The sequence below is a fragment of the Parabacteroides sp. PH5-46 genome, from assembly GCF_029892785.1.
GTDB lineage: Bacteria > Bacteroidota > Bacteroidia > Bacteroidales > Tannerellaceae > DFXE01.
This window is the reverse complement of sequence record NZ_JARXXA010000022.1, coordinates 28,298-52,882: the sequence shown is the minus strand read 5'-3', so window position 1 is coordinate 52,882 and position 24,585 is coordinate 28,298. Positions and strand designations below refer to the sequence as shown.

Genomic DNA, 24,585 nt, shown 5'->3' with positions numbered 1-24,585 from the left:
GACCAATAGAAAGCACGCATGGAATGAAGGTTTTGTACGTATGAAAAACAGAAAAGATATGGAGTTTAATGTGAAAAGTTTGAGAAGGATTTTTATTGGTTTGTTACTCATTATTCCCTTGGCGCTTTCCGCCCAGAAAAAAGAAGTATATCTGGACGAGAAGGCTCCTGTACATGAACGAATAACAGACTTATTGTCAAAACTTACGGTAGAAGAAAAGATTAGTTTGCTAACGGCTACTTCGCCCGGCATTTCCCGCCTGGGTATTCCGCATTACTACCACGGAAACGAAGCCTTGCATGGCGTGGTGCGTCCGGGTAGGTTCACCGTTTTTCCGCAGGCTATCGGGATGGCCAGTATGTGGAACCCGGAACTTCACTACAAGATAGCTACTGCCATTTCGGACGAGGCTCGTGCCCGTTGGAACGAGTTAGACGGAGGCAGGCTACAGAACATGCAGTTCAGCGACTTGCTTACATTCTGGTCGCCGACGGTTAATATGGCGCGTGACCCTCGTTGGGGACGTACACCGGAAACCTACGGCGAAGATCCTTACCTGTCCGGCGTATTGAGCGCTGCCTTTGTGCAAGGATTGCAAGGCAACGATCCGCGCTACCTGAAGGTAGTATCTACGCCCAAACACTTTGCAGCCAATAACGAAGAGCATAACCGCTTTGTTTGCAACCCGCAGATATCCGAGAAACAGTTGAGGGAATATTATTTCCCCGCTTTTGAAATGACGGTGAAAGAGGGCAAAGCTGCCTCCTTCATGTCGGCATACAATGCCTTGAACGATGTACCTTGTACCGCCAACCCCTGGCTATTGAACAAAGTACTGCGGGAAGAGTGGGGATTCGACGGATATGTAGTGTCCGACTGTGGAGGTCCCAGCCTGCTGGTGTCGGCTCATAAATATGTAAAGACCAAGGAAGCCGCCGCTACCCTGTCTATCAAAGCAGGGCTCGATTTGGAGTGTGGCGACGATGTATATCGTCAGCTCCTTGTGAATGCGTATTATCAGGGGATGGTATCGAACGAAGATATCGACCGGGCGGCTTACCGGGTGTTGCATGCCCGTATGCGTCTGGGCTTGTTTGATGATCCTGCCTTGAATCCCTATACCAAGCTATCGCCTGCTGTTGTAGGCTCCGAAGCGCATAAAGAACTGGCATTGGAGTCTGCCCGTCAGAGCATCGTATTGCTGAAGAACAAGAATAACACATTGCCTATTAATACCCAAAAGGTAAAATCCATTGCCGTAGTAGGTATTAATGCCGGAAGCAGTGAATTTGGCGATTATAGCGGAGCGCCGGTAAACGAACCGATCTCTATATTGGAAGGGATTCGCCGCCGGGTAGCAGACAAAGGGATAGAGATTAATTACGCCTCCTGGAAATCGGCAAAAGACGGTATGGAGCTTGTGCAGGGAGCAAATTTCCCCGAAGGCTTACAAGTGGAATACTTCGACAATACGGAACTGAAAGGTACGCCTGTGGTACGAAAAGAAGAATGGATTAATTTTGAACCTGCCAACCAGGCGCCGGGTCCTTTCTTGCCCAAGTCTCCGCTTTCTATTCGCTGGACAGGGAAATTGCGCCCAACGGTTTCGGGAAGTTATACCTTTAGCCTGATGTCTGACGATGGCGCCCGCTTAAGCCTGGATGGCAAGATGCTGATCGATAGCTGGGGCGGACATGCTGTGCAGACAGATACGGCGGTAGTAAACTTAGTAGCCGGGCAGACCTATGACCTGCGTGCGGAGTACTGGGATAACAGGGACTATGCCGTTTGCCGCCTGCAATGGCGCGTTCCGGAAGTAGCCAAAAAAGAACGGATCGATATGTATGGCGAAGCGGGTAAGGCGGCGCGTTCCAGCGATATGGTGATAGCTGTAATGGGTATCAACAAATCCATCGAGCGTGAAGGGCAAGACCGTTACGATATACATCTGCCTGCCGATCAGCAGGAATTTATCGAAGAAATATATAAAGTAAATCCGAATACCGTAGTCGTGTTGGTAGCTGGTAGCTCACTGGCTGTCAACTGGATGGAAGAACATGTCCCCGCCATCGTGAATGCCTGGTATCCGGGCGAGCAGGGAGGTACAGCCGTTGCCGAAGTATTGTTTGGCGACTATAACCCCGGCGGGCGTCTGCCGCTTACCTATTATAATAGCCTGGATGAATTGCCTCCCTTTGACGATTACGATGTGGCAAAAGGCCGGACCTACCAATACTTCAAAGGTAAACCGTTATATCCCTTTGGCTATGGATTGAGTTATACTACATATAAATATAGCAACCTGCAAGTGGAAGATAAGGGAGAGACCGTAAGCGTTCGTTTCCAGGTAAAGAATACCGGAAAACTGGATGGCGATGAAGTATCCCAACTCTATGTAAAACTGCCGATTGAGAACGGACCAATGAAGGAATTGAAAGGCTTCCGCCGGACACACATTCGCAAGGGCGAAACGGTAGCTATCGAGATAGAGGTAAAGAAAGACAACCTACGCTACTGGGATGAAGGGAAAGAACGCTTTATCGTGCCTTCAGGTACATATCAGATCATGGTAGGTTCTTCTTCTGCCGATATCCGTCTGACAAAAGATACCCGCCTGGCTCCTGTGCCTCAGCCGCTGAAAGCCGGACAAGCCGAGTGGGTAACTTCTACACAGGATGCATCCTGGCAGCTTCAAGACGCCCAAGGCATCGCCTGGAAGAAAGGAAATGCCTCTACTGTTGTAGACAGGAACAAGCCTTTGCAGACCATCGAAGGCTTCGGAACCTGCTTCAATGAGTTGGGCTGGACTTCTTTGAGTATGCTGTCCGAATACGACCGCTTCACCATCATGCGTGAATTGTTTACGCCCGGCTATGGTGCGAACTTTACCATCTGCCGGATGCCTGTAGGCGCGAATGATTTCTCCCGTAACTGGTACTCGTACAATGAGACGGAAGGTGATTTTGAGATGAAGAACTTCTCTATAGCCAACGACTACGAGACATTGATCCCCTTTATTAAAGAGGCTCAGAAATATAATCCCGACGTTAAGGTATGGGCTTCGCCTTGGTCGCCCCCCAGCTGGATGAAATACAACAAGCATTATGCCTGCGCCGTACCGGATGCCGGTCTGGCAGAGCAATACAGGAATGGTTTAGCTGTAGACCAACAGGGAGCCGAGGGCAGCAATATGTTTATTCAGGAGGAAAAATACTTCAAAGCATACGCTTTGTATTTCTCCAAGTTCGTTGAGGCCTACAGGAAAGAGGGAATCAACATCTTTATGGTAATGCCCCAGAATGAGTTTAACTCTTGCCAGATATTCCCAAGTTGCACCTGGACAGCCAAAGGTATCAGCCGCTTTGTAGGCGAATACCTCGGCCCACAGATGAAAGGCATAGGCGTAGACCTTATGTTCGGAACCATGGAGAGAGCCAACACCTTGCTGACAGATACCTTGCTGACAGACAAACTGAGCAAACGTTACCTGGAGGGAGTTGGTTTCCAGTGGGCCGGAAAAGGCGCCATTGAGAAAGTACATACCGACTATCCGTCGCTGAAGCTCTACCAGACCGAACAGGAATGTGGTAACGGCAAAAACGACTGGGAGTATTGCTGTTACGCCTGGGATTTGATGAAGCATTACCTGTCTAACGGGACAAATGTATATACCTACTGGAATACCTCGCTTGAGGAAGGAGGCATTAGCCGTTGGGGATGGAGCCAGAATTCGTTGGTTACTGTTAATCCCGCCAACCGGACGTACAAATACAACTACGAATATTACCTGATGAAGCACTTCAGCCACTATGTACGCCCCGGTGCCAAGCGCTTGAACGTTTCCGGTGAATACACAAATATGTTAGCGTTTGAGAATACGGATGGCAGTATTGTCCTGGTAATGCAGAATAAAGAAAATAAAGTACAGTCTCCTGCCATTAAAATAGGAGAGGACGTGATTTCTGTGGAGTTGAAACCGCAATCGTTCCATACAATCATCATTAATAATTAAAGAGATGAAAACAGTTATAGTAGCCTTGTTCTCTGCTTTTCTGTTTGCTTCGGGCTTATTTGCCCAGCCTTCGCAGAAATTAATCAGGATTATCATCGAGCCCAATCATGCGGACTGGACATATCGGGTAGGAGAGGAGGCGGAAGTCAGTATCTATGTATTGAAAAATAACGTACGCTTAAGTAATATCACAGTCAAGTGCTCGTACGGCCCGGAAATGTTCCCCCCTAAAAAAGAAACATCGCTGGACATAAAGAAAAAGGAAGTAAGTATGAAAGTGCCGGGTATGAAAACACCCGGCTTTCAGACCGTCCGCGTTAGCACAGAAGTAGACGGCAGAAACTACTCGGAGTATGTAAACCTGGGATATGAACCTGCAAAAATACAACCGACCACCACGCTACCGGCCGACTTTATGGATTTCTGGAATCAGGCAAAACAGGAAGCCGCCAATGTGCCCCTAGAGCCTCTGATGACACTGATGCCCGAGTATTGTACTCCGGATCTGAATGTGTACCATGTAAGGTTTCAGAACAATGCGCCCGGAAGCTATATCTACGGCATGCTATGTGTCCCGAAGAAAGAAGGAAAGTATCCGGCAGTATTGCAACTGCCCGGCGCAGGCCTCCATTCGTTTTCGGGCTATAAATCGCTGGCAAGCCGGGGAGTGATAACCCTGGAGATAGGCATACACGGAATCCCGGTGAATATGCAACAGGAGGTTTACAATAATCTGGCAGCCGGAGCCTTGCGAGGCTATTCGCATTACAACCTGGATAATAAGGATACCTATTACTTCAAAAGGGTATTGACAGGCTGTGTAAGAGCCATTGATTTCCTATTCACATTAAATGACTTCGATAAGAAAAATCTGGCAAGCATGGGCGGAAGCCAGGGGGGAGCCTTGTCTATTATAACGGCTGCTCTCGACCCGAGGGTTACTTGCTTTACCTCCCGCCATCCGGGCATGTGCGACATCACCGGATATAAACACGGACGCGCAGGAGGCTCGCCGGGCTTGAAAGATCCGAAGATGATTGGATGGGAGCAAAAGCTGGAAACATCCCGCTATTATGATGTGGTGAACTTTGCCCGCTTAATCAAGGTGCCCGGCTGTCTGACTTGGGGATATAACGATCCCGCCTGTCCTCCCACAACGATGTACTCGGCTTATAATGTGATTACGGCAGAAAAAACACTAATGCTATATACCGAAACAGCCCACTGGCACTTTAACGAACAGATGCAGGCCGTAGAGGCATGGGTGCTGAACAAACTAAATGTAAAATAGAACGAAATAATTAATTTACAACACACAAGTATGAAAAAAGTAGTATTCTCAATCCTGGCTGTCTTCGTAGCATTGACAGCTTGCAAAGTAAAACCTCAGACAGAAGAGGTAATTTTGGCAGAAAACCCTTTCATTCGTCATCTGTACACAGCAGACCCCTCCGCCCATGTATGGGACGACGGCAGGCTGTATGTCTATGCCTCCCACGATATAGACCCTCCGCGTGGCTGTGATTTGATGGACAGATACCATGTATTCTCAACAGACGATATGCTCAACTGGACGGATCATGGCGAAATCCTGAACTCAAGCCAGGTGCCTTGGGGAAGGCCAGAAGGTGGTTTTATGTGGGCTCCTGATTGCGCCTATAAAGACGGAACCTATTACTATTACTTCCCTCACCCGAGCGGAACAGACTGGAACAATACATGGAAAGTAGGCGTAGCAACCAGTAAGAATCCGGCCAGCGACTTCACTGTTCAAGGCTACGTAGAAGGCTTAGGTGACGATACATTCGCCATGATAGACCCCTGCGTATTTACCGACGACGACGGAACTGTATACTTCTACTATGGCGGAGGCGGCAGATGCGCCGGAGCTCCCCTTGCCGACAATATGATGGAGCTTGCTCAGCCATTAACCTTTATGGAAGGCCTGCAGGATTTCCACGAAGCCACCTGGGTACACAAAAGAAACGGTGTCTATTACCTCTCGTACTCAGACAATCACAACCCCAAAGAAGGCAATCGCATGAACTATGCCACCAGCAACAGCCCCTTAGGCCCCTGGAAATACCAAGGCATCTACATGGATCCGACAGGCTGCGACACCAATCATGGCTCAATAGTAGAATACAAAGGCCAATGGTATGCCTTCTACCACAACAAAGTACTCTCCGGTCAAGGCAACCTCCGCTCTATCTGCGTAGACAAACTATACTACAATCCCGACGGAACCATACAAAAAGTAATCCAGACAGGTCGCCCGCAGTAATAGACAAACGAACTTTCAGTATCTTTTAAAATCGGCTGAGATATTACTGTAGGTATTATCTCAGCCGATTTTTTGATATTTTTAAAGAAAACCGACAAGAATAGTTATCCTGTTTTTCTAACAATTAAACCGCAATTTTAAAATATTCGCATTTTAGGTTAAAAAAGAAAACAAAACTGTTCGATATGTGAAAAGAATAGTAAAATTAGGTCTGAATTTTCATTTTTTACGAATAAAATGATGCGTTACTGTTTATAATTTCATATTATTTCAATCTGTTTCCATATCTTTGCATTGTTTTTAAGTGTTAATGTGAAATAATATTGTTTTTATTCTTGAATTCGTGGTCTAACCCTATAAGATGAGAAAATATGGTCTCTATTAAATTTGTAATGCGCTCCTCTTCTATTGAAGAACATATGAGTCGCATTTTTATTCGAATAATTTGTCGCCGGACTGTCCGTAATGTCTCTACATCCATTCGTTTATATCCTAATGAATGGGATTCTAAAAAGCAGGAAATTATTAATTTATATAATAATCCGGAGCGTATTGAATATTTGACATGGGCACGAGGAGAATTAGCCGCTGATCGCCAACATCTGTTTAATACAATTAACAGTCTGAAAAGCGAAGGATCTCTAAGCTCAGAGGCGTTGGCTTCTGCTTACCGTCAATATAAGCAAGGGAATAATCTTGCTATTTATGTAAAAAAATATTCAGACGCATTACTGTCCAATGGACAGGTGCGCACAGCGAGAGCTTATCATACAACCTTTGACAGGTTTATTAGTTTCTCAGGTGACCCTTCAATAACCTTTGAAGATATAACTCCCCGCTTGTTGAAAAACTTTGAGTCTCATTTACGCGATGAAGGTCTTACTTTAAATACGATCTCCTTTTATATGCGTAACCTTCGGGCAATCTACAACAAGGCTATTTACGAAGGTATATTTTCTCCGGTTCACCATTTTCCGTTTAAGCATGTATATACGGGTCTGGACTCGACTCGGAAAAGGGCTCTAAGCCGTAAAGAAATGGCTATATTGAATGATCTGGAATGTGATCAAACAACTATAAATTCCATGCCCGACCGGTTTAAACAGGCGCTACATTTGTTCCTTTTTAGTTTTCATGCCCGTGGTATGGCCTTTGTTGATATGGCGTATCTGAGTAAAGAGAACCTCCATGACGGAATACTGTCATACAGGCGAAAGAAGACAGGTCAGTTAATAGAAATGAAAGTAACCGATACATTGAACGAAATACTTCAACTATTTTCATCTCAGACAACAGACTCGCCTTATTTACTCCCTATTATCACAAACAAGGATGTTTCTCCTCGTCTTCAATATGAAAGCGGACTTCGTTTGCAAAACAAACGTTTGGCGGCTCTGTCACGCATGTTGGAGCTTGATAATAAACTAACCACACATGTGGCGCGTCATAGCTGGGCATCCATAGCCAAGGAGACAAATCTTCCTTTAGCCGTTATTAGTGAAGGGCTTGGACATACTTCCGAAAAGACAACGCGGATTTATCTAGCCTCATTTAATCGTACAATACTGGATAAAGCAAACGAAGAAGTAGTACGTGCTATACGTCACGTATAGAATATTCCATTAAGGCATAGTGTTAACTTCAACAGAAGTTACACATGCTTTCTTCTGATTACAATTAACATATAAGAAAAACGCTTTTCTTATATGTATTGCTATGCAAATAAAGGAAAATTTAATAAAATATAGAGGTTTATTACTTGAATTTTGGCCAACAAAATTTAAGCAAAACCAAGTTTAATATAAAAATAGCAAGATGATGAATTATTTTTGGTATATTTGTGAAGATTTAGCTGTTGGTGAACGTGACTGTCACTTACTAAGTGACGGTATTTTTAGATTTCATGAGTGTAACACTCTATATGTGTTGTGATTAAATTATTACTAATTCTTACTTTTCCAAGAAGAGAAAACAAAAAAGAAAACAAAAAATTAACTGGAATATGAAAGAAATCACGCAGAGGCGCTGGTTTCAAAGACTTTTGTAGAATAGAAAAGAAACAAAAAGAAAAAGAGAAATGGAAAACTTTTTATAAACACATTGACTAACAATATTTTATGAGGCTATTTTGTAAACAACAAGAGCAAGACTGCCACTGTAAAGATAAGGTGGGCAGTCATACCGTAAAATCTCTAAATTATGTTAAAAGAGAGTCCGTTGAGAAGCTATTAAATGAAGGGGAAATTTTAATTTTACTTTCAGGAGAAGCCAGGTTATTCATAGGAGCCGCTCCTCCTATATATCTTAAAGAAGGAGATATTATATTTCTTTCTCCCGGCAATATTTATAAAGTAGAATTCGATAAAGATACTAACTTGTTAAGTTTCTCTATTGGAGAACAAATACTTAGAGACAAATCTCTTTTATATAACGTGGTAAACAGCAACGAAGAAATACTTGATACACCATATTCTACACCTTTAAGAATAAAGGAGCCTATGCAAGATTATATTCGCTGCCTGCTAACATATCTTGATTCGAAAATAAATTGCCCAAAGGTTTTTGAGTTGAAAATAAAGGAGTTACTTTTATTGATGAAGTTATGCTACTTCAAGCAGGAGTTAACTGCATTGTTTGCACCTATATTGAGTTCTAATACTAGTTTCACCTATTTTATACTCAAAAATTACTCTAGGATAAAGACAGTAAAAGAATTTGCTCAAAAGGCTAATTTAAGCCTCTCTGGCTTTGAAAAAGAGTTCAGAAAAGCCTTTAATTCATCTCCTTATAAATGGATGAAGGAAAAGCGAACGGATCACTTAGTTAGAGAAATCAGGCAATCCTCTAAATCCATGAAAGAAATTAGTGAAGAATGTGGTTTTACTTCTTCTTCTCAAATGAATGATTTCTGCAAAAAGGAATTTGGTATGCCTCCCGGAAAACTGAGGAGTTATTTTCTCAAAAATGGAAACTATTGATAATTGTGAATTTTTTTACGGAAATTAAGAATTATACATATCTAAAAATGATGGACATTTGTAAAAATTTATTGGATTTCACTATTGAGTCTGTCACTTAGTAAGAGACAGGATAAAGAATATCTAAGATGAATCGTGTAATTTTTATGACTAACTGATGAAAACTAGGAATTGGATAACCGTTAAGTGGATAAAAAGAACAGCCATAGCTGTGCTATTGCTAATGTTTTTTTCCCCTTTTATAAAATCTCAGGGCATAGCCCTAAAGACGAACTTACTGTACGATGCAACCAGTACGATCAACCTGGGTCTTGAGATCGGCTTGGCTCCTCAGTGGACGCTAGAATTGCCTGTCAACTATAACCCATGGGATTTCCCGAAGGATCGTAAGTTGAAGCATTGGGGTGGACAGCCTGAAGTCCGTTATTGGTTATGCGAAAAGTTCAACGGCCACTTCTTTGGTTTGCATGCACATGTAGCCGGCTATAATGTCGGAGGTCTGAAGATTTTTGGTCTGAACGATCACCGCTATGAGGGTAACCTGTACGGCGGCGGTATTTCTTACGGTTACCAGTGGATACTCAGTAAACGTTGGAGCATTGAGGCTACGGTTGGTGTGGGTTATGCTTACCTGGATCACGCCAAGTACCCTTGTGAGAAATGTGCCGAGAAGATAGACGATTATACGAAGAACTACTTTGGCCCTACCAAAGCAGGAATCAGTATTATTTATATCATCAAATAAACCGTACCGAAAATGAAGAAGCTAATATATAGTATATGTGTAGGGGTTCTGTCCTTTGTATTAATAACTCCCTCAGAAGCTCAAACCGAATCAGTGATCTTTGATGGTCAGTTACCGGTAAAGATCCAGCGCTTGCGTCAGGTGGAAGATTCCGTTCAACTGGTAATGGACCTTGACCTGACAGACTTGGAGTTGAACACCCAGCGTTATCTGGTGCTGACTCCTAAACTGATCAGTTCGCAGGGGCGTGAAGTAAAGATGAAGAACCTGCTTATCAATGGCCGCCAGCGGCAGAAGGCCTTCGAACGGGAAGTAGCCCTGAATGGCTGGGAACGCCAGATAAAGAACAAGCATTATGCCGTAATCCCACTAACACCGGAAAACCGTAAGGTCTACCGCTACCGTCAGTCTCTAGCGTTTGAACCCTGGATGCGTGATGCGCGTATGGAAGTTGAAACGGACTTATGCGGCTGTGCCGGCTATGCTGAAGTATTAGGCTCAGACAAGGTGGCAAACCGTATCATCCTGGAAGGAGCAAAAGAGTACCGTACGCTTCCTAATGTAGCTTATATCCGCCCGGAGGTAGAACAAGTGAAGGCCAGAAACGAGTCGAGCGATATCTTCCTTGATTTCCCTGTAGCCAGAACAGAGATCAACCCCAGCTTTGGTAACAACCCCAGGGAGTTGGCGAAGATAGAACAGATCATCAACGAAATCCGTACGGATAAGAACCTGACCGTAACAGGAGTGTTAATCACCGGTTACGCTTCGCCGGAAGGTGATGTGAATTTCAACAACCAGTTGTCAAGAGGCAGAGCCGAAGCCCTCAGAAACTATTTGTCAATGAGAGCCGGTGTACCTTCACACCTCTACCAGGTAGGTTATGGCGGTGAAGATTGGGAAGGTTTGCCCAGATTGGTACAACAGTCTTATATTGAGCCGAAGGGGACTATCCTGTCGATCATCAACTATTACGGTGGCAATGAACGCAAGAACCGTTTGAAAGCCTTGAATGGCGGCAGAACTTACCAGCAGTTGTTACACACGCTGTATCCTCAGTTAAGACGTGTAGTATCCCGGATCGATTACAATGCTAGGAACTTCAATGTAGAGGAAGCCAAGCAGGTAATCAAGACTCATCCGAAGCAATTGAGCTTGAACGAAATGTTTATGGTGGCGAACACTTATCCGGAGGGTAGCAAAGAGTTCATGGAAGTATTTGATACGGCAGTAAAGGTCTTTCCGGATGATCCTGTGGCAAACCTGAATGCAGCAGCTTTAGCCTTGTTGACGAAAGACCTGACAAGAGCTGAACGTTACCTTCAACGTGCAGAGCGTAACACTGCCGAATATTACAACAACCTGGGCTTGTTGGAAATGATGAGAGGTAACACCGCCAGGGCGAAGAGTTTGTTCCAGAGAGCATCGGAAGGCAATCTGGATACAGCCTTGAAGAACCTGGAAGAGCTAAGAAGGAAAGAAGAAGCGGAGAAATTGCTTCGCAATTAATTATAAACAGCTGACAATTAACAATTCACAATTAAATAGACTTTTTTTATTAATTAAAAATTCAAGTGAAAATGAAAAAGACGTTTAAGTTTTTTATGATGGCTGCTATTGTAGCAGCAGGTTTTACTGGTTGCTCCAGTGAAGAAACGAATGGGCCGACTGAGATTCAGAAAGCTGACAAAATGGGTGTTTTGGAATTAAAATTCGTCAATGGAGCAGAGACCTACGCTGATGTTCCAGCTATTGCTTCAGAAAAAGAAGTAAAGAATGTGTTAGTTTCGATTGTACACCAGAATGGAACAATAAAGGATACTGTAGTAAACGCATCTCAGCTAACTGTTGAAAAAATTCCATTACCCTCAGGAGCAGTAACTGTTTATGTAGGAGTTAACTTAGGAAATGGAGTTTTTGGTGCTCCAGCTAGTTCAAATTACTATACAGCAGCTCTTCCTGCAGCATCAAGAAAGATGTTGGATTTGCGTCCTACTTCTTCTTTGTCAAATGCTCTAGATACATTTAAGCTGACATATCCTATGTTTGCCGGTATAAATGCTACTCCAACGAATGAAGGATTTCATATGTTTTCTTCAGCTACTTCAGGGGTTCAGGCTCAGATTATAGCAGATACAGAAACAAGCATTACTGTAGATGTTAAGCGTTTGGTTGCCAAGGTTAATGTAAAAACGACTTTAAGTGGTACTGTTACAGAAAAAGATATTAAGTATAATATCTCTACAATGGCATTTGCTATGGGACAAGCTAATATGTCTACTTATTATTTGCCTAACCCAGGTAATCATGACCCGAATTATACTACCCCAATGAGTGGTTCAAAACCAAATCTAGATGCAGCTTTCAGAAAGAATTTTGCAAATGAATTTGTAACAAGAAGAGGTGCTACTTGGGAAATATCTCAATTTAAACCGGTAACTACTAATTTTACAGAAACGAATTCAAAATATGTTCTTGAAAATACTTCTGATGTGGCAGCGTATGGTGCATCTACTTACGCTTGTATAAAAGTTCAATTTGAACCTCCTTTCACTGTTACTTATACAGCAGGTTCTCTTGTAGCGCCAACACAGGTAGCTTGGTCGGTTCCTAGCCCTAACAACTTATATGTTGTACGTAATGCGTCTGAGGTTTATTTCTTTAAGAATGAGTCAGAAGCTATTGCCTTTAGAAACGAAGTATTTGATGTTGTACCTCTAGGCACTCCTCATAATGTTGAGGTTGAGTTGTTTAAAGATCAGACTTGCTTCTATTGGGTATTTACTGGTGCGGCTGATACTAAGCAAACAATCCGTAATGATTATTACCAGCTAAATGTTACTAAAATTAACTCATTAGGATATCCTCAGGGTGAAATTCTAGATGATAAGAAGGATGATGTTGATGGCGATGGTAAATTAACAGTTACTGTTAATATTGTTGAGTGGAATGGTGTTACTAAAGATGTCACTCTGCAAAAATAATTATTAACCAGATATAGAGACAAAGGCAAGATTGCCTTGCCTTTGTCTTTTACTCTATTGTTTTGACTAAATACCTTTCTGACTACAGAAAACAAACAACAGAAAGAAAATGAGACGATTATATAAAATAATATATTTATTCCCGCTAGCATTGGTATTCTTCTTTCTTCTGCAATCCTGTGTTAACGATGATTTGTCAGATTGCTTTACAGAGAAACGTGTATATTTTAAATATACGCCTGCTACATACGGTATTGAATATAAAGAAGGGATAAATCCGGATGAGGTAACACGTATGAATTTATTCATCTTCGATGAGGACGGAAAGTATGTTACAGAAATTATTGATGAGTACCCTCAGATGAGTTTCGACTATTATATGACCGTATCGGGTTTGTCGACAGGTGATTATCGATTCATTGCCTGGGGAAGTTTGAAAGATATTTATTCTATTTCGTCTGAAAAATTTATTCCTGGTGAAACGTCTTTTAATGAGGTGGAGGTTTATTTGAATACAATAAAGAATGGTCTGGTGACTGATTCGATTACTCCATTGTTTTTTGCGACTTATAATAACAATAATACCTATCCGATTTCAGCAATGAAATCACAAACAATTGATCTGGATATGGTGCAGAATACATACAGGATCAATGTAGAAGTAGCTGGTTTGGATGAAGTATCTTTACTAAACTCATACCAGTTTAACATTTCCGATGATAACGGAAGATATAATTTTGATAATTCTTTTGCTTCTTGTGAGAAGTTTAAATATACAGCCAACTGTTCAAGAAATATGAATAATGATGAATTATTCTCAGGCTTGACAGTCATGCGCATAGCCGGTAATCGCAGCCCAATGTTAAATGTGAGCAGAAGTGATGCCGATTTCCCTCTTGTTGAAGATAACCTGGTGGAACTTATTTTGGCAGCAAGTTCCGCTGGAGCAAATATAGATTTTGAAAAACATTTCACATTCGATATTCGCTATGAACTGAATCCAGAAGTTCCGGGTACAATTATTATTTATGTTAATGGTTGGCGGATTGTGAAGCAGGACGGTATCGTCTTGTATTAACTATTAAAACTATAGAGAAATGGTTCATTTAATAAATAATTATATGAAAGTAGGCCTTGCATATTATATTCTTTTATCACTGCTGATATTAGGATCCTGTGTACAGTCAGAGATACCCACTGGTGGGGGAGAGTTGAAAAAAGGAGATGTGGAAGCCGATTTTGTAATCAGTTTCTCTAAAGAGCCGTCTACATATGCTTTAAATAATACCAAGGAAGGCGAATTAAAAGAGGTTACAGTTTTGGCTTTTAAAGTCAGTGGTGGTTCCGAGACATTTGCTCAAGCTGCATCAACCAATGAGTTTATTATGGTTGGGGAGGATAAACAATTTACAGTGAAGTTAAAAAAAACAACGGATAGTCATCGTTTTGTATTAATTGCAAATGCTAATTCTTCAATTGCTCAACATATTAATACTTTGGGGGTTGAAAAAGATGTATTGTTGCCAAAACTTATTGCTGAGAATACCGGAAAGTGGGATACAGGTATCAATTTTAAACCATTACCCATGTGGGGCGAATCTTCAACAACACATCCGATAGAAAAGAGCTTGTCTATTTCTGTAAGCATGCTTAGGGCAGTAGCAAGTGTTGATATTGTATCTAATCTTTCAATAACAAAATTTAAATTAAAGGAGGCGTATGTTTATAACCGATATACAAACGGACGTATTGCTCCCATATCTGCAAATATAACAAATTTGATTGCAACTGCTCCGTCTCTTCCTGCCATACCTAATATAATTACTTATCCGGGGGCGCTTCCAACAGACAGGGCTCCTTATAATGATGCCTGTAAGTACAAAGAACTCACTACTGGATTATATAAACCAACTGCTTACCTGCAAGAATTGGTTTATCAGATCTATTTGCACGAAGCTGCTGCCCCAGCAACTGATAACCACTTGGAGGCTACATGTCTGGTGATCGGAGGAAAGTTTAATGGCTCTCAGACGACAACCTATTATCGTGTAGACTTCTTGGATAATGGCGCTTATGAACCGATATTACGCAACCATAAGTATGCAATTATAATCAGCGACGTACTGGGGGAAGGATACTCCACTCCTGATGAGGCATTTGAGCAAAATAATAAAGATCAGAACATGAAGGTTATTATCGTTTCATGGTCAGACAGCGAAATGCCTCCGGTTCAAATGGGAGACTATTATTTAAATATAGATAAGAGTATTATAACATTAGCTTCTACAGCGAATATAGGAAAGATTAATATCAATACGGATTATTATGATGGATGGAACTATTCAACTACTATTCCGGCTACTGATCTGACTATAAGCAGGAGTGGGAATACATTGACACTAACTCCGCTTAATCCCGGGAATATTAATCGTAGGTTGATAGAGATTACAGCCGGAAATCTGACTAAGGAGATAATGATTAATCCATAATTTTAAGTTACGATAAAATTGATTTGAAAATAAAAAGACAGGTATAATGAAGACATGGACTATACTCATATCATTGTTGTTGCTGATTTCCTGTACCTCGGAAACCAATATTGATCCTCCCGGACCAGAAGAAGGTGGTGACAAAAATTTAACGTTGAAAGTGTTGATACCGGGGACAGAGACTCCAGAGTCTTACGCATTGACCGAGTCACAAGAAAATGCTATTTCAACGATAGATGTTCTGGTATTTAAGAAAGGAGTGCCAGATACGCAAGGCAATGAAATATTTCTGCAAAGAGCAACGGCAACAACTATTAATGGAACCGGACGGGAGAAAACATTTACGATCACACTTGCAAAGCAAAGTGAAACAGTCCGTTTAGTTATTCTGGCTAATGCTACAACGTTAATAAACGGGTTAACCCTTACAGAGGGCACAACCTCCAAGCAATATCTGATAGATAACTTAATTTTTAATGCGGAAAGCTTTAAGCCAACTACGCCAGTTACCGGTTTTCCTATGTGGGGGCAATCTGCTACATTGGTAGATTTGAGTTCCTCTTCAACAACTCAGGTGCCGGATATTTATTTACTACGTGCAACGGCAGGGGTTGATGTAATAAAAAGCGCAAGTTTGTCCAATGATAAGTTTGAGATTAATAAGGTATATGTCTACAACGCAAAACAAAAAGGCTTTATAGCTCCGTCAGGCAGCCTGACAATCGATGATAATACAAAAGTAACAAGTCCGAATATTCCGACTACAGGACAAGGCAACTTTAATTTTAATTTGCCCTACGTAAGCGGAGGTATAATACGAGAGATGTATATAGGAGAAAATAGTGCAAAATCAGCTTCTAATACAACACCAACATATATAGTATTAGAAGCAAAATATAATAAAGGGGCTTATACGTACTACCGTTTGGATTTTGTGAAGGATGGAAATTATATATCCGTTTTAAGAAATTACAAGTATGTTTTTAATATCCTTTCTGTGCAAGGTGACGGCTTTACAACAATACAAGAAGCTGAAGACGCTGATGCGCCATCTTCCGGTATCGTATCCGAATTGACAATTGATAGTGAAAATAATGCACCCATCCATAACATTGTGTATAATAATCAACACATGTTAGGAGTAAGCATTGCTGAAGTTCTTTTTGACTGGAATATGCCTTGGATAGGAAAAACGTCTACAGATGCTAATAACTATTACGATATCCGGGTGTTAACTACTTATGGAAATGGAAACGATTGGATAGCAGCTAAAGCATCCAGCTGGTTTAATATTCAAAAAGTAGATAAAAACACACTTCGTATTAGTATGGTAGGTAACAACTTAACAGGGAGTGAGCGTTCGGGTCTCGTTACGATTAAAGCAGGTGATTTGACTATGACGGTAAACGTTCGTCAGAGTGGAGGAGCTAATAGTTACATGGTGCGGTTTAAGAATAATACAGCAACAACAAAAATACCATTGTCTTTTGCTAAAGTAGCAAGTGGTTCTGATTTGGATGGGATAGATCCAAATTCTTTACGTACAAAAATCTTATGGAAGGAAGTGACAGTTGGAACTCCGGTTGATTTTAAGGCTGAGATCAAGGGAACCGGAAATGCATCCAATCGCTATATAGAAGTAACAGCAACTTCAAATGGTTCATATTATGGTAATGCAGTTGTTGCCCTCTTTGTTGGCAATGGTATCGGTATGGTTGGAGGAAGTTCTTCTGAAACAATTTTATGGAGTTGGCATATATGGAGTATGCCTGAAAGTGTAGATACAGATATAAGATTCCATGATCCGAATACGAATAAGTTTATGTATACAGTGCTGGGTAAACATAGCAATAACAATGGGTTGTTCTATCAATGGGGACGGAAAGATCCCTTCCCTCGATCCTATACAAATGTTTCGCCACATGTAATCAAGATTACGGAAGTATCGGATTTAAATACTATAGATTATGTAATTCAGCGTCCTACTACCTTCTTTCATAATACAACAGAAAATAGATACAACAGTAGTTGGCTGGCTACTCCTAATGCGCCGGAAAGAGACTATTGGAAAACCGATATCAAAACTCACTATGATCCATGCCCCACAGGATGGCGTGTACCTATAAGGAGTGATCAAGATGAATGGACGCTTAATCCTCCTACGGTGTCAGAACTGGAAAATGGACGCTTAAGCCATTTAAACGGCAACTGGGAACAAAGTGGACCAGGTTATAAAGGATTTTTGTGGTATGTAACATCACCGGAAAGTGGAAGTAATTATCCTGTATGGCTTGTGGAAAGTGATGGCTCTATCGGTAGAGCTGCAGGATCGGCCAGTTCTACTATGGGTAATTCTGTTCGCTGCATTAAAGATATAGAATTAGTAAAAGGTTTATAATTATACATAATAGCATAGTATGAATAAATATAGAGTAATATTACTTGGTCTGTGCTTGCTGTCGGTTTCATTCCTGCATGCTCAGGTATTATACAATATGGGTCATGTATATGTAGGTGGCAGTAGCACTAATGCAAGTTTATATATAAGTGGCGCACTTCAGGTAGGAGGCGATTCAAAAATAGACCATGTAGGTAAGACTATATTAACTGGTGATTTTATTAATAATGTAACCAGTGGGAATGTTTTTCAGACACGCAACGGCGCTTTTAGATTCCAAGGAGCACAAAAACAGACGATTCGCGGCTCGGCAAACAAAGCTGTCAATTATATCAAGTTTCCTGAAAATATAGAAATAGATAATAGAGCGATAACAGATAAAGCCGTAACTATAGATGCTGATATGGGGGCGAATATAAAAAATGTCGTTTATTATAACGGAACTATTGTTGTTGACTCAAAAACGGCTGCGAATAATGAAACTAAAATAGCCCACTTATGGCTGGAAGATGGAGCGACAACGATTAAAAATAGTTCGTCTCAGGCGAATATACAGGTGAATTTGGATTTAGGAAATGTAACGTCTCAAGGGCGTTTAGCAGGATTTACCCCTCCTTTCAAAACGCTTCATGCTGATTATTTCTTTTTCAATTTTCTCTCAGTTCCTTCTGAAGTAGATTTGTTTAATGGGTATAATGCAGACTTATGGATCACAAATCCACTAAGAGAACTGAAAGCGGGTACCGGTTATATATTAGGACAAGGCTTGGTTCCTTATTCAAGCAGTTATTATGCAAATACATTGCATGCTGATTGGAAATCGCCTAATCCGGAGGCGGATTTTAATCAGGTTATAAAGGATAAATTCAAATTTGGTCGCCACGCAGCGCCTTCTTCTTTTGCTGCCATACTGGCTAGTAAAGCTATTGATGGCTTTTCCGGCGAAGAATTGATAAATGCAAGTGTTCCTGTCTCTTTAAGTAATGGATATAACTATTTGGGAAACCCATTCCTGGTTCCTTTAGATTTGTCTGATTTACTAACAGATAATCGCTCTGATTGGGGAATTACATCTACTAACATCAGAAAGAATTATTATGTTCTGTCTTCTGGAAGCAAAGGGAGCAGTACAGATAATGGTAGCACTTTTACTTTTACCACAAGCTATTTGGTGGGACAAGCTGAAGGAAGTACAACAACTTTATATGGAAGAGGAAACCTGATTGCTCCAATGCAGATGTTCGTATTAAAGAACGATGGCGTGGCTACCAATATGATTATTCCTAGAGGGAAACGAACACATGGTGTGACTCAATTCCTTCGTAGTATGGAAAATGAGCCGGTTGACGAATTGTTGATCGAAACAAAAGATTTACAAACAGGAGGTTACGATCGTATCTGTATTGTCTTCAGAAGTAATGCAAGTTTGGCTGCTACAGATCAATATGATGCCGAGAAAATATTCAACAGAACCGGAGGAGTCAATCAGATATATACTCGCTCTGCTGATAGCAAACTGCTAACTACAAGTGTGATTTCACCCGAAGAGAAGGATATCATCATGTATCTTGATCCTCCATCGCAATCTCAGGAAATAGAGTTGAATGCACATCGTCTGAACACATTATATTCTGTAGGCCAGGTTGTTTTGGAAGATATTAAAACAGGAAAAAAAACAGATTTAACCCAAACAGCATCTTATACATTTGCTTCTCATCCATCAGACAGAGCGGACCGGTTTGTTCTTCATTTCCGTTCAATTCCTACAAGTATAGAGGAGATAAAGAGTAACCATATGTATGCCTCTTATCATACCGGTTTTATTTCTTTATATGGATTGAATGAGAAAGACTTAGGGAATACTGTTACGGTATATGATATGAAAGGGCAACAACTTTATCAAACACGTATAACGGAAATAGCTCCTTGCCAGATGAATAAACGTTTGGAAACAGGTGTTTATTTGATTAAAGTAAATGGTAGAAATGAAGCGATTAAGTTTTCGGTTTATAAATAAGTAAAAAATAGGAAATAAAATAAAAATAATAAATATGAAAAAGAAAGTATTATTAATAGCATTTTTTACTCTTTTGGTGTTAAGAGTATCAGCACAGGTAACAATAGGGTCTGGACTTGAGCCTTTATCAGGTGCTATTTTAGATTTGAAAGAGAGAGAAAGTCATAATGCAGATACTTCTACAAAAGGAATTGTGTTACCACGTGTATCGTTACAGAATGTGAATAGTCTTGAGCCGTTGAGTACTTCGACAGGTGTAGCTGCAACTTACTACAGAGGGGCAACTGTTTATAATGTAAATGCTACATCTCCTTTATCAGATGGTATTTATGTTTGGAATGGAGCAAAATGGATAAAAGTAGGTGAAGATAGTGGCAGTAGCGGTACTTCGGCACCCTCTTATTTTTATTTACCTTCTTTTAATATTCAACCTTCAATAGCACAGAAAACAATTGATATGTATAACGATGTATATGTGAAAAACTTTAGCAGACAAACAAGTTGGATAAGTAGTGATGGTGGTACAGGTAGTACAAATCCTATAGGAGGTACCTTATATGATCGCGCTAAACTTGAGTTTATTGTAACTTATTATGATCCTGCATTATTTAGCTCATTCACTATGCTTACCGGCGCGAATGCTGGTAAATTAACTTATAGCACGTATAGTGATGATCCTTCAACTACTTCATCATATATCAATGTAATTGTCGTAGTAAAACCATAAGACTATGATAAAAAGAATTGTATTAATAGCTCTGTTTGTCTTTCTATGTGTAGGCATTCAGGCACAAAAAGAGGCTTATAACTGGGCGTTTGGGTACAATGCAGGGTTGAGTTGGAACACGCCTACTACACCAGCATCAATGACCGGGATGGCGGTATATAAATTTAATTTTATTACTGAGGCTTTTGCCAGTACTCCTACTAATGAAATAAATTCATTATCTATACCTAAGCCAATAAAGACAGATATTACTACATACGAAGGCTGTTTTGCTTTATCAGATCCTCAAACCGGACAGTTTATGGTTTATTCGGATGGGATGAAGATACATTTCCCTCAAAACCTGTCTACGGTTACAGAGCTTTCAGGTCATCATTCTTCCAATCAGTCTGGTGTGGTATTGCCTTTTCCGGGATCAGCTAATGCTGGTAAATTTATTGCCTTATCTATACCCTTGCTGTCAACTACTACATCTGTAAGATATACTGTTATAGATATGCAAAATGGAGGACGTGTTGTTACAGATAGTAATAATCAGCCAATAAAAAACATACCATTAACAGGGCATAGTGGAATCTTAGGTGAGAGTCTAAATGTAATTGCTCATAAAAACAAACGGGATTTCTGGATTGTAGCTCCAGGACATGGGGTTAGCGGGGCAACCTGTTTTAATGCCTGGCTGGTTACGAAAGATGGTATTCATACATCTACTCCGGTAAAAACGTTTGTGAATATAGATACAGGTTGGGGCATTGGTGTTGACCCTACGGTTGGAGGAGCATTTAAATTTTCTCCTAAGGGGGATTCTTTTGTTTGGTGTGGTGCTGGAGCAGGAGCTGCAGGCACGAGCCTTATTTTTGGAGATTTTGATAGTGCGACGGGACTATTTTCTAATATAAACTTGTGGTCTCTTCCTGGCGGTCAAGGTAGTCCTAGTAGGGCTGAATTTTCTCAGTCGGGTAAGTATTTATATATGACAGCTCCCCCAAGTCTATATGTGTTTGATTTCGAAGCACTCAAAATTAATCCTGGCACAGGACCTCTTTATGGTCAGCGAATAAGAGAAGGTAATAGTGGAAGCTATATAGGAGTGGGTGGTGTTCAAATGGGACCGGATGGATATCTTTATCTGACTTATTATTATATTGAAACACCTGCTACGGCGGGATCAAGTGTGGAAGTTACTAGGTTGGCAGGTGCGATAACGAGGCACATATTGTTGATAACCAACCCCGAATCGCCTGGAACGAGTGCAAATAAAACATTAAAAATTTATAAACTTTACAGTTTTCTTCTCACTGGAACAGGTGGACATGTGGGCTTGCCTTCTTTTTCTCCATCCTGGTTTTCGGCAGATATAACAGGAGAAACAGATATTTGTGCCGATGTTCCGAGAAGTTATAGATTAACAGTTTCAAGAGGGGGAGCAGCTACTAATATAACACATACTGTTTGGAATTTTGGTGACGGAAGAGCCAATGAATCTCCGAATACGAATGTTAGCCAGGGTGCTATACAAGAGTATTCTAATATAAAATATTCAACACCAGGAAGCTATACGATAACTGTTAAGTTTTATAATGGAGCTAGTGAAATAACTGATCTGCGACAAACGCTTACAGTCAATGTAAGTGATTGTAGTATTCCGGTTAATCCACATATAAGAGGAATAGTTGGTAAATAAGTAAATAGTTAAATATGAGTAGTTTTCAATCATATATTGCAGAATCGCCTCTGCTAGGAACACATCCTTCTCAAACAGGATTCAAGTATAGGGAAGTAGGAGAAGGGCTGACTTTTACAGCCGGGAGCGGAGATTATAACCATATTATTTTCTTACTTGAAGGCTCTATGACAGTGAATTGTAACGAATCAATCGTATCACTAAAAAAAGACGAATTCGTTTTTATTCCCATAGCTGCAGATGTAATATGTAAATCATTATCAGATGTACGTGTCATGTTTGTTACATTCGAAAATGTACCGTATAGTTCTGATTATACTTATTTGAATAAATTGTTGCGTATTAGTTCTTCTATCCCGTACAGTTTTGCCCCGCTTACTATTAAGAGTCCTTTTGCTCATTTCTTTCGTCTATTACAAACGTACGATCATGATTTTGAAATAAATGAAAAACTTTTACTGGAATTGAAACAAAAGGAATTGTTCCTTATCCTGAAATATTTTTACACAGATAAGGAAGTAGCTTCTTTTTTTCACCCGCTGATAGGAAAGTCTCCTCACTTCAGATTACATATTTTGAAGAATTACAGGAAAGCAAACAACGTGGAAGAATTGGCCCATACATCTGATATGGAGAAAAGAATCTTCTCCCGTAAATTCAAAGAAGAGTTTGGGATTCCTCCTTATCAATGGCTACTTGATCAAAAAGCAAAGCATATTCTTTTTAGTTTACGTGATACGTCAAAATCAATGGAATGCATCTACCAAAAGATGGGATTTAAGTACCAGGCGCATTTCATCCGTTTTTGTAAGGAATACTTTAAAGATTCGCCACGTCATTTACGTAGAAAACTAAACCAATAAAAATAAAGAAACTGAAAATATCTTATCTTTCTTAAGTTAGCACCAAGTTAACTTAAGGTTAGTCTATGAGAAGGGAGGCCTGTGAAGGTATCCCTTTTTCGTTATTACCCAATTTAGCTACACAAAACAATAACTATTGAGTGTTTTAAAACGCATGCGTACATTTTACAAAACGCATGGGTGCAATCCGGAAAACGCATGCATGCGATTGGAAGAATGCATACGTGCGTTTTTTACTCCTCTGTAATTATCTGATAGATAATAAAGTATAATCTTCTTTGTAAAGAAGGTATATGGATGAGAAAAATACAATAAGGTCCTTTTTTAACATGCTGAAAAATACCGTACTACTGTTATTTAAGTCTAAATATTTTTTTTGGTCGGTAATATTTACTATTATTGCAGATGTTTTTTACAAAAGACATAAAGCTAAGTGTTTGTTTAACTAATTATCCTGAATAACAATGAAATTATTTATTTATCGTTTAGTCGTGTTATTATTCGTTTTTATGTGTTTTTCATGTAATACGCAAGATGAAACAGAGAATACCGTAAGCCTCAGTTTTCAATATTCCAAAAGCATAGATGGTTCTGATAACTTCGCTTCAGAAGTTGATAAAGTGAATCTGTATATATTTAACTCGGCCGGTCGACTGGAGGATGAGTATTATTTAAATGTAAGCGAGCTTCGGAATAAAAATGTAATAGACCTGGATCTTGAGCCGGGTGTGTATAGTTTTGTAGTCTGGGGTAATCTAACAGATTCTTATTCCCTTTGTGCTTTAGAAAAAGGTGTAACGAATATAGAAGATTGCCATCTTTCGATAAAGTGTCAGGGAAATGTAGTATCCGATTGTCTGCCTCATTTGTTTTATGGTTCGTCGTTTAATGTTGAAGTTTTGCCGGCAAGCTCAAATGAATTTTCTATTGATATGGTTAAGAAAACGAAATCAATTCATATAACAGCTGTTAATTCAACAGTTGAAAGCCCGGATAAAATGCCGTATGGATGTAAGATTACCTCTTTCGACAGAGGATATACGTTTAATAATACCATTTTACGTTCGGAAGAATTGGTATACCATCCCCGTACAGGGATTAGTGATGAGGGTGAATATATGGTGAATTTTGTTCTTTTGCTCTCCAATGATAATTCAAATTCTCGTTTGATTATTACCGAAAACGAACAGGAAGACGGGAAAGTTCGGGAGCTAGTAAATATCCCTGTTCTCGAACTTTTATTGCCGGCCTCCCTACCGGGTAATTTTGAACTTGCGGATTCTTTTAGCGTAGATATACACTTGAATAATTAATGAATAGTGCCTCTCTTTTTATATTTATTGTTTTTTAATTGATTAAATACGAAGTGATTGCTTTTAATTCAGATAAAAACATTAACTTTGC

General features: G+C 40.3%; 16 protein-coding genes and 1 pseudogene. All 17 read left to right on the top strand.

The features are described 5' to 3' along the window. Window positions 1–70: 70 nt before the first annotated feature. Window positions 71–2,599 (top strand): annotated as a pseudogene (locus M2470_RS16970) (glycoside hydrolase family 3 C-terminal domain-containing protein); the annotation flags it as partial. Continuing rightward, a complete protein-coding gene (locus tag M2470_RS16965) occupies window positions 2,591–4,012 on the top strand; it encodes a glycoside hydrolase family 30 protein (protein WP_280746214.1) in 1,422 nt (473 codons plus the stop codon). The pseudogene M2470_RS16970 and the gene M2470_RS16965, both read left to right, overlap by 9 nt. Window positions 4,013–4,016: 4 nt before the next feature. Further along, complete coding sequence (locus tag M2470_RS16960; RefSeq protein ID WP_280746198.1) at window positions 4,017–5,303, top strand: acetylxylan esterase; 1,287 nt, start codon at window positions 4,017–4,019, stop codon at window positions 5,301–5,303. Window positions 5,304–5,333: 30 nt separating this feature from the next. Further along, entirely contained in the window at window positions 5,334–6,296 is a 963-nt protein-coding gene (locus M2470_RS16955) for a family 43 glycosylhydrolase (protein WP_280746197.1), read from the top strand. A 371-nt stretch (window positions 6,297–6,667) separates the two neighbouring features. Continuing rightward, window positions 6,668–7,909, top strand: coding sequence for a site-specific integrase (locus M2470_RS16950; protein ID WP_280746196.1), 1,242 nt, complete (start codon window positions 6,668–6,670; stop codon window positions 7,907–7,909). A 504-nt stretch (window positions 7,910–8,413) separates the two neighbouring features. Next, window positions 8,414–9,274 carry an AraC family transcriptional regulator gene (locus M2470_RS16945; protein ID WP_280746195.1) on the top strand — a complete coding sequence of 287 codons (861 nt, stop codon included), beginning with the start codon at window positions 8,414–8,416 and terminating at the stop codon, window positions 9,272–9,274. Window positions 9,275–9,431: 157 nt separating this feature from the next. Then, window positions 9,432–10,019, top strand: coding sequence for a DUF3575 domain-containing protein (locus M2470_RS16940; protein ID WP_280746194.1), 588 nt, complete (start codon window positions 9,432–9,434; stop codon window positions 10,017–10,019). 12 nt (window positions 10,020–10,031) lie between these two features. Continuing rightward, window positions 10,032–11,528, top strand: coding sequence for a DUF3868 domain-containing protein (locus tag M2470_RS16935; protein ID WP_280746193.1), 1,497 nt, complete (start codon window positions 10,032–10,034; stop codon window positions 11,526–11,528). Between the two features lie 71 nt (window positions 11,529–11,599). Then, complete coding sequence (locus tag M2470_RS16930; RefSeq protein WP_280746192.1) at window positions 11,600–13,003, top strand: Mfa1 family fimbria major subunit; 1,404 nt, start codon at window positions 11,600–11,602, stop codon at window positions 13,001–13,003. Window positions 13,004–13,112: 109 nt separating this feature from the next. Further along, window positions 13,113–14,081, top strand: a complete 969-nt coding sequence (locus M2470_RS16925; protein ID WP_280746191.1) for a FimB/Mfa2 family fimbrial subunit — start codon at window positions 13,113–13,115, stop codon at window positions 14,079–14,081. A 43-nt stretch (window positions 14,082–14,124) separates the two neighbouring features. Further along, entirely contained in the window at window positions 14,125–15,492 is a 1,368-nt protein-coding gene (locus M2470_RS16920; RefSeq protein WP_280746190.1) for a hypothetical protein, read from the top strand. A gap of 46 nt (window positions 15,493–15,538) precedes the next feature. Next, window positions 15,539–17,890, top strand: a complete 2,352-nt coding sequence (locus M2470_RS16915) for a hypothetical protein (protein ID WP_280746189.1) — start codon at window positions 15,539–15,541, stop codon at window positions 17,888–17,890. 19 nt (window positions 17,891–17,909) lie between these two features. After that, window positions 17,910–19,907, top strand: coding sequence for a T9SS type A sorting domain-containing protein (locus M2470_RS16910; protein ID WP_280746188.1), 1,998 nt, complete (start codon window positions 17,910–17,912; stop codon window positions 19,905–19,907). Between the two features lie 34 nt (window positions 19,908–19,941). Further along, complete coding sequence (locus M2470_RS16905; RefSeq protein WP_280746187.1) at window positions 19,942–20,634, top strand: hypothetical protein; 693 nt, start codon at window positions 19,942–19,944, stop codon at window positions 20,632–20,634. A 4-nt stretch (window positions 20,635–20,638) separates the two neighbouring features. Further along, window positions 20,639–22,318: a PKD domain-containing protein gene (locus M2470_RS16900; RefSeq protein ID WP_280746186.1), complete on the top strand. Its 1,680-nt coding sequence runs from the start codon at window positions 20,639–20,641 to the stop codon at window positions 22,316–22,318. Between the two features lie 14 nt (window positions 22,319–22,332). Then, complete coding sequence (locus tag M2470_RS16895; RefSeq protein WP_280746185.1) at window positions 22,333–23,181, top strand: AraC family transcriptional regulator; 849 nt, start codon at window positions 22,333–22,335, stop codon at window positions 23,179–23,181. Window positions 23,182–23,645: 464 nt separating this feature from the next. Next, window positions 23,646–24,494 (top strand): FimB/Mfa2 family fimbrial subunit, encoded by an 849-nt coding sequence (locus M2470_RS16890; RefSeq protein WP_280746184.1) that lies wholly within the window; start codon window positions 23,646–23,648, stop codon window positions 24,492–24,494. Window positions 24,495–24,585: the final 91 nt, after the last annotated feature.

Coding starts and splice junctions, on each gene's coding strand:
- M2470_RS16890 (WP_280746184.1), top strand. CDS start 23,646: ATGAAATTATTTATTTATCGTTTAGTCGTGTTATTATTCGTTTTTATG.
- M2470_RS16930 (WP_280746192.1), top strand. CDS start 11,600: ATGAAAAAGACGTTTAAGTTTTTTATGATGGCTGCTATTGTAGCAGCA.
- M2470_RS16915 (WP_280746189.1), top strand. CDS start 15,539: ATGAAGACATGGACTATACTCATATCATTGTTGTTGCTGATTTCCTGT.
- M2470_RS16935 (WP_280746193.1), top strand. CDS start 10,032: ATGAAGAAGCTAATATATAGTATATGTGTAGGGGTTCTGTCCTTTGTA.
- M2470_RS16905 (WP_280746187.1), top strand. CDS start 19,942: ATGAAAAAGAAAGTATTATTAATAGCATTTTTTACTCTTTTGGTGTTA.
- M2470_RS16955 (WP_280746197.1), top strand. CDS start 5,334: ATGAAAAAAGTAGTATTCTCAATCCTGGCTGTCTTCGTAGCATTGACA.
- M2470_RS16900 (WP_280746186.1), top strand. CDS start 20,639: ATGATAAAAAGAATTGTATTAATAGCTCTGTTTGTCTTTCTATGTGTA.
- M2470_RS16895 (WP_280746185.1), top strand. CDS start 22,333: ATGAGTAGTTTTCAATCATATATTGCAGAATCGCCTCTGCTAGGAACA.
- M2470_RS16925 (WP_280746191.1), top strand. CDS start 13,113: ATGAGACGATTATATAAAATAATATATTTATTCCCGCTAGCATTGGTA.
- M2470_RS16910 (WP_280746188.1), top strand. CDS start 17,910: ATGAATAAATATAGAGTAATATTACTTGGTCTGTGCTTGCTGTCGGTT.
- M2470_RS16920 (WP_280746190.1), top strand. CDS start 14,125: ATGAAAGTAGGCCTTGCATATTATATTCTTTTATCACTGCTGATATTA.
- M2470_RS16940 (WP_280746194.1), top strand. CDS start 9,432: ATGAAAACTAGGAATTGGATAACCGTTAAGTGGATAAAAAGAACAGCC.
- M2470_RS16950 (WP_280746196.1), top strand. CDS start 6,668: ATGGTCTCTATTAAATTTGTAATGCGCTCCTCTTCTATTGAAGAACAT.
- M2470_RS16945 (WP_280746195.1), top strand. CDS start 8,414: ATGAGGCTATTTTGTAAACAACAAGAGCAAGACTGCCACTGTAAAGAT.
- M2470_RS16960 (WP_280746198.1), top strand. CDS start 4,017: ATGAAAACAGTTATAGTAGCCTTGTTCTCTGCTTTTCTGTTTGCTTCG.